This is a genomic window from Microbacterium sp., from assembly GCF_035554235.1.
GTDB lineage: Bacteria > Actinomycetota > Actinomycetes > Actinomycetales > Microbacteriaceae > Microbacterium.
Genome location: NZ_DATMIO010000008.1, coordinates 1 through 9,999 on the forward strand (window position 1 = coordinate 1; position 9,999 = coordinate 9,999).

The 9,999-nt window shown below is 69.0% G+C and carries 8 protein-coding genes and 1 tRNA gene; 8 read left to right on the top strand and 1 reads right to left on the bottom strand.

What is annotated here, in order from left to right; all coding sequences use genetic code 11:
- The 7 genes from VNT50_RS00325 to VNT50_RS00355 form a co-directional block, all read left to right on the top strand.
- Positions 1-983, top strand: a 983-nt coding sequence (locus tag VNT50_RS00325) for a 3-isopropylmalate dehydrogenase (RefSeq protein WP_325483116.1), incomplete at its 5' end; no start/stop codon positions are given.
- A gap of 45 nt (positions 984-1,028) precedes the next feature.
- On the top strand, positions 1,029-2,129 hold the full coding sequence (locus tag VNT50_RS00330; RefSeq protein ID WP_325483117.1) for a branched-chain amino acid aminotransferase: 1,101 nt from the start codon (positions 1,029-1,031) through the stop codon (positions 2,127-2,129).
- Between the two features lie 85 nt (positions 2,130-2,214).
- Positions 2,215-2,979, top strand: a complete 765-nt coding sequence (locus VNT50_RS00335) for a fumarylacetoacetate hydrolase family protein (RefSeq protein ID WP_325483118.1) — start codon at positions 2,215-2,217, stop codon at positions 2,977-2,979.
- 33 nt (positions 2,980-3,012) lie between these two features.
- Complete coding sequence (locus VNT50_RS00340) at positions 3,013-4,302, top strand: MFS transporter (RefSeq protein ID WP_325483119.1); 1,290 nt, start codon at positions 3,013-3,015, stop codon at positions 4,300-4,302.
- A 170-nt stretch (positions 4,303-4,472) separates the two neighbouring features.
- A complete protein-coding gene (gltX, locus tag VNT50_RS00345; RefSeq protein WP_325483120.1) occupies positions 4,473-6,002 on the top strand; it encodes a glutamate--tRNA ligase in 1,530 nt (509 codons plus the stop codon).
- Between the two features lie 76 nt (positions 6,003-6,078).
- Positions 6,079-6,150 (top strand) — tRNA-Gln (locus tag VNT50_RS00350).
- Between the two features lie 139 nt (positions 6,151-6,289).
- Positions 6,290-8,650: a right-handed parallel beta-helix repeat-containing protein gene (locus tag VNT50_RS00355; protein WP_325483121.1), complete on the top strand. Its 2,361-nt coding sequence runs from the start codon at positions 6,290-6,292 to the stop codon at positions 8,648-8,650.
- A gap of 157 nt (positions 8,651-8,807) precedes the next feature.
- On the opposite strand, the gene VNT50_RS00360 is transcribed toward VNT50_RS00355, so the two are convergent.
- Positions 8,808-9,731, bottom strand: a complete 924-nt coding sequence (locus tag VNT50_RS00360) for an aminoglycoside phosphotransferase family protein (protein ID WP_325483122.1) — start codon at positions 9,729-9,731, stop codon at positions 8,808-8,810.
- Between the two features lie 96 nt (positions 9,732-9,827).
- Here VNT50_RS00360 and VNT50_RS00365 point away from each other — a divergent pair.
- Positions 9,828-9,999, top strand: a 172-nt coding sequence (locus VNT50_RS00365; protein WP_325483123.1) for a DeoR family transcriptional regulator, incomplete at its 3' end; no start/stop codon positions are given.

Below are 9,999 nucleotides of genomic sequence, written 5' to 3' on the forward strand. Positions count from 1 at the left end.
AGGTCATAGCCGAGGCAGTGAAGGTGCTGGATGCCGTCACCGCCGGCAGCGACGTCAGCTTCGACACGACGCACTTCTCGCTCGGCGCCGCGCGTTTCCTCGAGACCGGCGACGTGCTCACTGCCGAAGACCTCGACGCGATCGTGCTGGGCGCCGTCGGGGGAGTGCCGGGCGACCCGCGCCTCAAGGAGGCGAACATCGAACGGGGTCTGCTGCTCAGGCTGCGCTTCGAGCTCGACCACTACGTGAACCTCCGCCCCGCGAAGCTGTATCCGGGCGCGCCCGGCCCCCTGGCGGAGCCCGGCGAGATCGACTTCGTGGTCGTGCGGGAGGGCACCGAGGGGCCGTACGTCGGCAACGGCGGATCGATCCGGCGCGGCACCGCCCACGAGGTCGCGAACGAGACATCCGTCAACACCGCCTACGGCATCGAGCGGGTCGTGCGCTACGCGTTCGACCTCGCCGAGCGTCGCCGCAAGAAGCTCACGCTGGTGCACAAGACGAACGTGCTCGTGCACGCGGGCGGAATGTGGCAGCGGATCGTCGACCAGGTGGCGCGTGAGCACCCCGACGTGGCCGTAGACTACCTGCACGTCGACGCGGCAACGATCTTCCTGGTCACAAACCCGTCCCGCTTCGACGTTGTGGTCACCGACAACCTCTTCGGCGACATCCTGACAGACCTGGCCGGCGCCGTCACCGGTGGCATCGGTCTCGCCGCATCCGGGAACATCAACCCGGATGGCGCGTTCCCGTCGATGTTCGAGCCGGTTCACGGGTCGGCGCCCGACATCGCGGGGCAGCAGAAGGCCGATCCCACGGCCGCGATCCTCTCGATCTCGCTCCTGCTCGATCATCTCGGGCTGGCGGATGATGCCGCACGCGTGACCCGCGCGGTCGAAGAGGACATCGCCCACCGGGGCGGCACCGCCCGCACAACCGCTGAAATCGGCGACGCCATCGCCCAGCGCCTGCAGGCGTAACCTGGACATTGCGGACCTGGATCCGCACCCTACGCAGGAGCGCACATGACTCTCATCGATTCCGACACCGGACTTGCCCCGCTCGAGTTCGCCGTCACGAAGAACCTCGCCGCCAAGTCGCCCGCCGCTCGCGAGGAGATCCTCGCGAACCCGGGATTCGGCACCAACTTCACCGACCACATGGTCGACATCTGCTGGTCGCAGCGCGGCGGATGGCATCGCCCCCGCGTGCAGCCGTACGGCCCGATCTCGCTCGATCCCGCCGCCGCGGTGCTGCACTACGGGCAGGAGATCTTCGAGGGGATCAAGGCCTACCGTCATCAGGACGGCTCGGTGCACACGTTCCGTCCCGACCAGAACGGCCGTCGGCTGCAGCGCTCGGCCCGACGCCTCGCACTCCCGGAGCTGCCGGTCGAGTACTTCGTGCAGTCGCTGCGCGAGCTCGTCGCGGTCGACGGCGCGTGGGTGCCATCCGGCCAGGACCAGAGCCTCTACCTGCGCCCCTTCATGTTCGCGAAGGAGGCGTTCCTCGGAGTGCGGCCGGCGCAGAAGGTGGCGTACTACGTCATCGCGAGCCCGGCCGGCGCCTACTTCCACGGCGGTGTGAACCCCGTGACGATCTGGCTCTCCGAGGACTACGCGCGCGCCGGCAAGGGCGGCACAGGTGCGGCCAAGACCGGCGGCAACTACGCCGCGAGCCTGCTGCCGCAGTCCGAAGCCTACGAGAACGGCTGCGACCAGGTGGTCTTCCTCGACCAGGACGGCAACGTCGAAGAACTCGGCGGCATGAACGTCATCTTCGCGATGAAGGACGGCACGCTCGTCACGCCCGAATCGCCCAGCATCCTCGAGGGGATCACCCGCGACTCGATCCTGCAGCTGGCACGCGACCGCGGGCACAAGATCGAGGGGCGCGCGGTGTCACTCGCCGAATGGCGCGAGGGAGTGGCCTCGGGCGAGATCGTCGAGGTGTTCGCGTGCGGCACGGCCGCGGTGGTCACGCCGATCGGCACGCTCAAGGGCAAGGACTTCATCGACGAGCAGCCCTCGGGCGAGCTCGCCCTCTCGCTGCGCGAGGAGCTCACCGACATCCAGTACGGGCGCCGCGAAGACAAGCACGGCTGGCTTCTCCGCCTCGACGCGTAGGGCTCGGCGCGAGTCGGACGTCTCGCCGCGGGGCCGGGTTCTCAGGCGCCCCGCCCGCGGCCCGCGGCGGGACTAGGCTGGGCCGGTGAAGATCGCGCGCTTCAGCCATCAGGACGCCATCCGCTACGGCATCGTGGATGACGGCGAGCTCGTCGTTCTCGACGGAGATCCGATGTTCGCCGGGTACAGCCCCACCGGAGAGCGCGTGCCCCTGGCGGACGCGGTGCTGCTGGCACCCGTCATCCCGCGGTCGAAGGTCGTCTGCGTGGGTCGCAACTACGGCGCCCACGCCGAAGAGCTCGGCAATGACGTTCCTGCGGAGCCGATGCTCTTCTTCAAGCCGAACACCGCCGTCATCGGCCCGGGCGATGTCATCGTGCGGCCCCCGCAGTCGACGTTCACGTCGTTCGAGGGCGAACTCGCCGTCGTCATCGGCTCCATCGCCAAGAACGTCACGGCCGACCGCGCTTCCGAGGTGATCTTCGGCTATACGGTCGCCAACGATGTCACGGCCCGTGACCTGCAGAAGACCGACGGGCAATGGGCCCGCGCGAAGGGCTTCGACACGTTCTGCCCCCTCGGGCCGGTCATCGAGACCGAGTTCGACGTCAGCGAAGCGACGATCGAGACCCGCCTCAACGGCGAGGTCGCGCAGCAGGGCCCGGTTGCCGACATGATCCACTCGGTCGCCGACATCATCGCCTACGCGTCGGCGGCGTTCACTCTGCTGCCGGGCGACGTCATCCTGACGGGCACCCCCGCAGGTGTCGGGGCGTTCGTCGCCGGCGACACCATCGAGGTCGAGATCAACGGGCTCGGCATCCTCCGCAACACCGCCCGAGACGCGTAAGACCGAGACCATGATGCGCAGGAGCTGATGGCCATGACCGAGAGCATTCCGGATGTCGCGGCCGTCCAGCGCCGCACGGTCTGGGTGCTTTCGCTCGGGCAGGTGCTCGGCGGGCTCGCGTTCGGCGCGACCGTCTCGCTCGGGGCGCTGCTGGCCGCGGAGATCTCGGGCAATGAGTCGCTCTCGGGTCTCGCGGCGGCGGCGCTCACCCTCGGTGCGGCCGCGCTGGCCGTTCCGCTCGCCGCCCTCGCGCGGCGTCGCGGTCGCCGTGTTTCGCTCACCGGCGGGATGCTGCTCGCCCTCGCCGGCGTGGCCGTCGTCATCCTCGCCGCCGCCGTCTTCAGCTTCCCGCTACTTCTCGCCGGCTTCGTGCTGATCGGCGCCGGGCAGGCTGCGAACCTGCAGTCGCGGTTCGCGGCGACCGACCTTGCGGCGCCGTCGAGCCGAGGCCGCGACCTGTCGATCGTGGTGTGGGCGACGACGATCGGGGCCGTGCTCGGTCCGAACCTGGTCGGACCGGGCGAGATCATCGGTGCATCGCTCGGGATGCCGCCGCTCACCGGTGCGTACGTGTTCGGCATCGCCGCGCAGATCGCCGCCGTTGCGCTCTATCTCGTGTTCATGCGCCCCGATCCGCTGCTTCTCGCCGATCGCATGGCGCGCCAGGCGCGGCTCGATCGCCCCGCCGCCGTGCAGCGCGCCGACCGCCCGTTCGTCGCGCGCTACGCGATCGTGGCCGTTTCGGCCAGCCACGGCGTGATGGTGGCGGTCATGGCGATGACCCCCATCCACCTGCTGCACCACGGGGCGACGCTGTCGATCGTCGGCCTGACCATCAGCATCCACGTCGCCGGAATGTTCGCCCTCTCACCGGTCTTCGGCATCCTGGCCGACCGACTCGGGCGGTTCGCGACGATCCTCATCGGCCAGGCGCTGCTGCTGGCTGCCCTCCTGACGGCGTGGCTCGGAGCGGCGAGCACGCCCGCCGTGACCGTCGCCCTCGCCCTGCTCGGGCTCGGCTGGAGCGCGGCCACGGTCGCCGGGTCGGCGCTGCTGACCGAGGCGACCGCCGAACCGCTGCGCACCCGCCGACAGGGCCGCAGCGACCTGACCATGAGCCTCGTCGGCGCATTCGGCGCGATCATCGCCGGCGTGATCCTCGGCGGGATCGGCTACGGCGGGCTCGCCCTCGTCGCCATCGCCGCGGTCGCCCTGGTCGTGATCGCCACACCGCTGGCCCGATCGCGGCAGTCGGCCGAGGCGCAGTCGATCGCCTCATCGCTCGAGTCGCAGTCGCCCGTCGCACCGCCCGAGGCGCAGTAGCCCCGAGTCAGCGCGCCAGCCGGCCCTCGAGCTCTTGCAGGCCTTGCACAACAGCGGAGATCGTGGCCGACACGCGCTCCCCTGGCGACGTGCCCGGCGTGTCGTAACCGAATCTCCGCCGTTGTGCTCGCTCCGGCCGACGCGGGGCCCGCGACTAGGCTTGAGGCGCCATGTCTGACACTCAGCCCCCCGCCACCACGCCGCACCCGACCACGACCGCGACGGGCGCCGATGTGCGCGTGCGGTTCTGCCCCTCGCCCACGGGCCTGCCCCACGTCGGGCTCGTCCGCACGGCCCTGTTCAACTGGGCGTACGCGCGGCACACCGGCGGCAAGCTGGTCTTCCGCATCGAAGACACCGATGCCGCGCGCGACAGCGAGGAGAGCTATCTCCAGCTGCTGGATGCCCTCACATGGCTCAAGATCGACTGGGACGAGGGCGTCGAGGTCGGGGGGCCGCACGCCCCTTACCGCCAGTCGCAGCGACACGACCTCTATCGCGACGTGCTCGAGAAGCTCATCGCGAGCGGGCACGTCTATGAGAGCTATTCGAACGCCGAAGAGATCGACGCCCGCAACGAGGCCGGCGGGCGTGCGAAGCAGCTCGGCTACGACAACTACGACCGCACCCTCACCGACGAGCAGAAGGCGGCGTTCCGCGCCGAGGGCCGCGAGCCCGCGCTGCGCCTCAAGGTTCCCGATGAGGACCTCAGCTTCACCGACCTCATCCGCGGCGATGTCACCTTCCCCGCGGGCTCCTTCCCGGACTTCGTGATCTTCCGAGCCGGCGGCATCCCGCTCTACACGTTCGTGAACCCCGTCGATGACGCGCTGATGGGCATCACCCACGTGCTGCGTGGCGAAGACCTGATGCCGTCGACGGCCCGCCAACTCGCGCTCTACCGCGCGCTCATCGACGCCGGAGTGACGACATTCATCCCGCGCTTCGGGCACATGCCGCTCGTGCTCGGCGACGGCACCAAGAAGCTCTCGAAGCGCGACCCCCGCGCCGACCTGTTTTTGCAGCGCGAGCGCGGCTTCATCCCCGAGGGACTGCTCAACTACCTCGCGCTGCTCGGCTGGTCGCTCAGCCACGACCGCGACGTGTTCTCGCTCCACGAGATGGTCGCCGCCTTCGACATCGCCGACGTCAACCCGAATCCCGCTCGCTTCGACCAGAAGAAGGCCGAGTCGATCAACGGCGACCACATCCGGATGCTGGAGCCGACGGACTTCGCCGAGCGCATCGTGCCCTACCTCGTGTCGGCCGGCGTTCTCGCCGACCCCCCGACCGCCGCGCAGTCCGCACTGCTCCGGCAAGCGGCCCCCCTCATCCAGGAGCGACTGCCCCTGCTCGGCGACGCCCCCGGCCTGCTCGGCTTCCTCTTCACGAACGACATTCAGATCGAGGACGAGGCCCGCGCCTCGCTCCCCGCCAACGTCGGCGAGGTGCTCGTGGCATCGGTCGGCGCCCTCGAGCTCATCCCCGACTCGGAATTCGTCGCCGCCGCACTTCAAGAAGCGCTCTCGAGCGCGCTGATCGAGGGTCTCGGCCTCAAGCCGCGTGTCGCGTACGGCCCGTTGCGTGTCGCGATCAGCGGCCGCCGCGTCTCGCCACCGCTGTTCGAATCCATGGAGCTGCTCGGCAAGGGGGAGTCCGTCCGTCGCCTCGGCGCGCTGGTCGGCGAACTGCAGCGCTAGTGCGACCCGCGTGGTTTGGCAGGGCCCCCGGACTGGTCTAGACTTGATCCTTGGCACGAGCTTCGGGTCGTGGCCATGGGGTATGGTGTAATTGGCAACACGGAGGTTTCTGGTACCTTTGTTCTTGGTTCGAGTCCAGGTACCCCAGCAGAGAAGAACCCCTGCTCAGGCGGGGGTTTTCTCGTCGCAGATCCGACCGGGCCGAACACGAGATCGCGATCGCCGGATCCATGTGGCGGCGACATGGCGTGTCTACTTCCGCGGAACGCTCGTGCCATCATGGATGGATGGTTAGATCGTCGCCCGGGGCGCGTCCGCTCGCGAGCGTGGCCGTTGCGGTAGTCCTCGCGGCCGTCCTTGCGGCAGCGATCGTGTTGGTGCCTGCGGCCCCGAGTCATGCCGCCACGTTCACCGTGACGAACACCGGTGACAGCGGGCCCGGGTCACTCCGCCAGGCGATTCTGGACGCACAGGCCACCCCGGGTGCCCACACGATCACGTTCAACATTCCGGGTCCCGGACCGCACACGATCACCCCAGCATCCGCGTTGCCGATTCTCGGCACCGCCGGCTCGACCATCTCCATCGATGGCTGCACTCAGCCGGGATCCGTGTGCGTCGCCGGCTCTGCGCCGGTGGTGATGGTGCGGATCCATGGGTCCAACGCCGGTCTGTTGCATGCCAAGTCTGCCGGAAGTCCCACCGTCATCAAGGGGCTGTCGATCACCGGCGCCGCGTTTGCGATCAGCGGGATTCGCACGGCGTTCAACGGCGACTTCTACTACGGCGCCGACGCGGTCACGATCGAGTACAACTACCTCGGGTTGGCGCCGGACGGCACCGCGGCCGGCAACGGCGTCGGCGTGCGGTGCCGCAACACATTGTCCACGCAGAACGGCCCCGATGGGGTCCGGATCGTACACAACGTCATCGGCGGAAACTCCACCGCGGGGATCGCGTGCACGAATACCTACCCCTTCGGTGTCGGGGGGACCATCTCCGGCGTCGTGATCGCCGACAACATCATCGGCCGCGACCCGTCCGGCGCCTCCCCACGACCGAACGGCGTCGGGGTCTCCCTCAGCAACACGCCAGGGGCCGCGATCACCGGCAACACGATCGCGGACAACCTGGGCAACGGGATGAGTCTCGCCATCCGAAGCGCGGGCACGCTGATCCAGGACAATGTCGTGGCGGACAACGGCGGCAGTGGGATCTCGTTCACTGGGGGCCTTACCGCGCCCACCGCCTTCACCGGTCCAGTCAGTGTGTACGGCAACGCGATCGACGGCAACACGGGGTCAGGCATTCTCGTGACAACCGCAGTTGCACAGGTCGAGGTCGGGGGAACCGGGACCGGTCAGCCCAACACGATCACTGCCAACGGCGCGGACGGCGTCACGGTCGGGTCCAGCGCGACGGACACGAGCGGCCGGGTTCGCATCCGGGGCAACGTCATCGCCGACAACGGTGATCTCGGCATCGACCTCGGGAACGATGGCGTGACCGCTAACGCAGCACCGGGCGTGGCGCGCATCGGCCCGAATCTCCAGCTCAACCATCCCGATATTGCCCACGCGGAGCGGGGTTCGACACGGGTGACGGGAACACACGCGGCCCTCGCCGGCCAGCCGTACACCCTCGACTTCTACGCCAATGCCCTCGCCGATCCGAGCGGGCACGGGGAGGGCAGCCAATGGGTCGGCTCGGGCGACGTGACCACAGACGGCTCCGGGATCGCGTCGTTCGATTTCACTTTTCCCTCAACGATCGCTGTAGGTGCCGTGGTGTCGGCGACCGCGACGGATGCGAACGGGAACACTTCGGAGTTCAGCGTCGACGCGTCCATCGGGCCGATTGCCCAGGACGACAGCGGCAGCACGACCATCGATACCGATCTCACCCTGTCTGTGCTCGGTAACGACGTCCCAGGCGACGCTCCGATCGACCCCGCCACGCTCCGCCTTCTCGACCCCGCCGACGGGGCCGAGGTGACCACCGTCACAGTGAGCGGCGAGGGGACGTACACGGGCGAGCCGGATGGCACCGTCAACTTCTCTCCCGCAACGGGCTTCCTCGGCGTCACCACCGCGCTCTCGTACGTCGTCTCCGATCGCGCCGGCGGTCGATCGAACCCGGCCGCCATCGTCGTCACGGTCTCCCTCCGGCCGCTCGCCGCGACGGACGACGACTTCGCGGCACCCTTCGGCGCCCGGGACGTGGGGAATGTCCTGGTCAACGACACTCTCGACGGAGATCAGATCGACGCAGACGATGTGGCCATCACGGTCGTCGACGACGACCGCAGCCGTGCCACCATCGCCGGCGATGGCGAGTTGAGCGTGCCCGACGGAATCATGCCCGGGCTCTACGCCGTGAGTTATCAGATCTGCGAGACCGCGTACCCCTCCAACTGCAGTACGGCGACATCGCGGATCACAGTCGGCTCGCGGCCGACGGACGCGTCGCCAGCCACGTCCGCATCGAGCGCCCTTTCGGCTACGGGCTCCGACCCGACAGCATCGCTCGCTGCTGCCGCGGTTCTGTCGCTCGCCGGGCTGGCACTCGTGCTGCTCGGCAGGTTGCTGTCTCGTCGGCGACAGGCGTCATCGTTGACGGCATCGCCGTCGGCACGCTCTCGGCCCTGATCGGCATTGGGAGCGTTCCGCTAGGCGCGGCCGTGCAGGCAGCGGGGGAACGCGGTCCAGAAGCGGGCTCGGGAGGACGACCGGGCGCGGATCCGCGACGAGGTGGGGCGGCAAGATGACGGTGTCCGATGACGGTGTCCGCCAGCCGAGCCCACCGTCAGCCCGCGTCGCGGGTGACCTCGGGGATCGCATCGCGTACGAGCTCCGCGTAGTCCGGGGCGTCGTCGCTGTGGGTGAGAAGGGACACGACCACCGCTGCGGCCCACGCACGGGCACGGCGCCAAGTGTCCTCGTCGTAGCCGGCATCGGTCGCGGCGATGAAGACCTGACGGCCAGCCTCATCGAATGCGAGCCACGCCACGGCGAGGTCGTAAGCAGGATCGCCCGCCGTCACGTCGCCGAAGTCGATAATGCCCTCGAGCGCGCCGCGTCGGGTGACGAGGTTGCCGGGATGGAGGTCGCCGTGGATCCACACCGGCGCCTGACTCGAGACGGCCGTCGCGGTCCCGGCTCGCCAGATGGCTCGCAGGTTGCCCGCCGTGCCGCGGTCGAGCATACCGGAGCGCAGGAGTGCCTCCAGGCGCTCGTGGAACGCGGCATCGCGCGTATTGAGTGGCCGACCACGGACCGGATTGACGGGATGATCGGCCGGCGCCGGCGCGTGCAGCGCCAGCATCGCGCCCGCAAGCGCCGTCGCCCACCCCGTGCGTGCGTCTCTTGGCACCTCGAGGCCGCGTGTGCCTTCGATCCACGGCACGACCGACCACGCCCATGGGAATTCCGCATCGGGACGACCTGTGACAACCGGCACGGGAACACGCACGCCCGTCGCGGCGAGTCGCTGCGCGATCTCTGGTAGCGCGCGCTGCTCGTGGAGCATCAGGGGGGCCGCGAGTGCGCGACGGGGAAGACGCACGGCCACGTCATCGCCGAGCCGCCAGATCTCGCTGTCCCAGCCCTCGGCCACCTTCTCGAGGGGGAGGTTCGCGGCATCCGGGATGACGTGCGTCGCCTGCGAGACGAGAAGCGAGCGGACCAGGGAGGCATCGATCGCGATCTCGGCGGCGGGTTTATCAGGCACCGTTCGACCCTATCCGGCGATAAATTCGGGGGACCGGGTTGTGAATATGTGGTTCTATGTTGTATTGTTTGGGAATCCGACGAAGGTGAGACCCGGGTGTACGCAACGGAGCGCCACGAGCAGATCGAACGCCTGCTGATCGCTGAGGGCCGCGTGAGCGTGATCGCGCTGGCGGAACGGTTCGACGTCACGACCGAGACGATCCGCCGCGATCTCGACGCCCTCGAGAGCGACGGGGTGCTGCGTCGCGTGCACGGGGGAGCGATCG

What these genes read in the sequence shown, in the direction of transcription:
- VNT50_RS00330 (WP_325483117.1), top strand. Translation starts at nt 1,029, where the DNA reads ATGACTCTCATCGATTCCGACACCGGACTTGCCCCGCTCGAGTTCGCC.
- VNT50_RS00340 (WP_325483119.1), top strand. Translation starts at nt 3,013, where the DNA reads ATGACCGAGAGCATTCCGGATGTCGCGGCCGTCCAGCGCCGCACGGTC.
- gltX (WP_325483120.1), top strand. Translation starts at nt 4,473, where the DNA reads ATGTCTGACACTCAGCCCCCCGCCACCACGCCGCACCCGACCACGACC.
- VNT50_RS00355 (WP_325483121.1), top strand. Translation starts at nt 6,290, where the DNA reads ATGGTTAGATCGTCGCCCGGGGCGCGTCCGCTCGCGAGCGTGGCCGTT.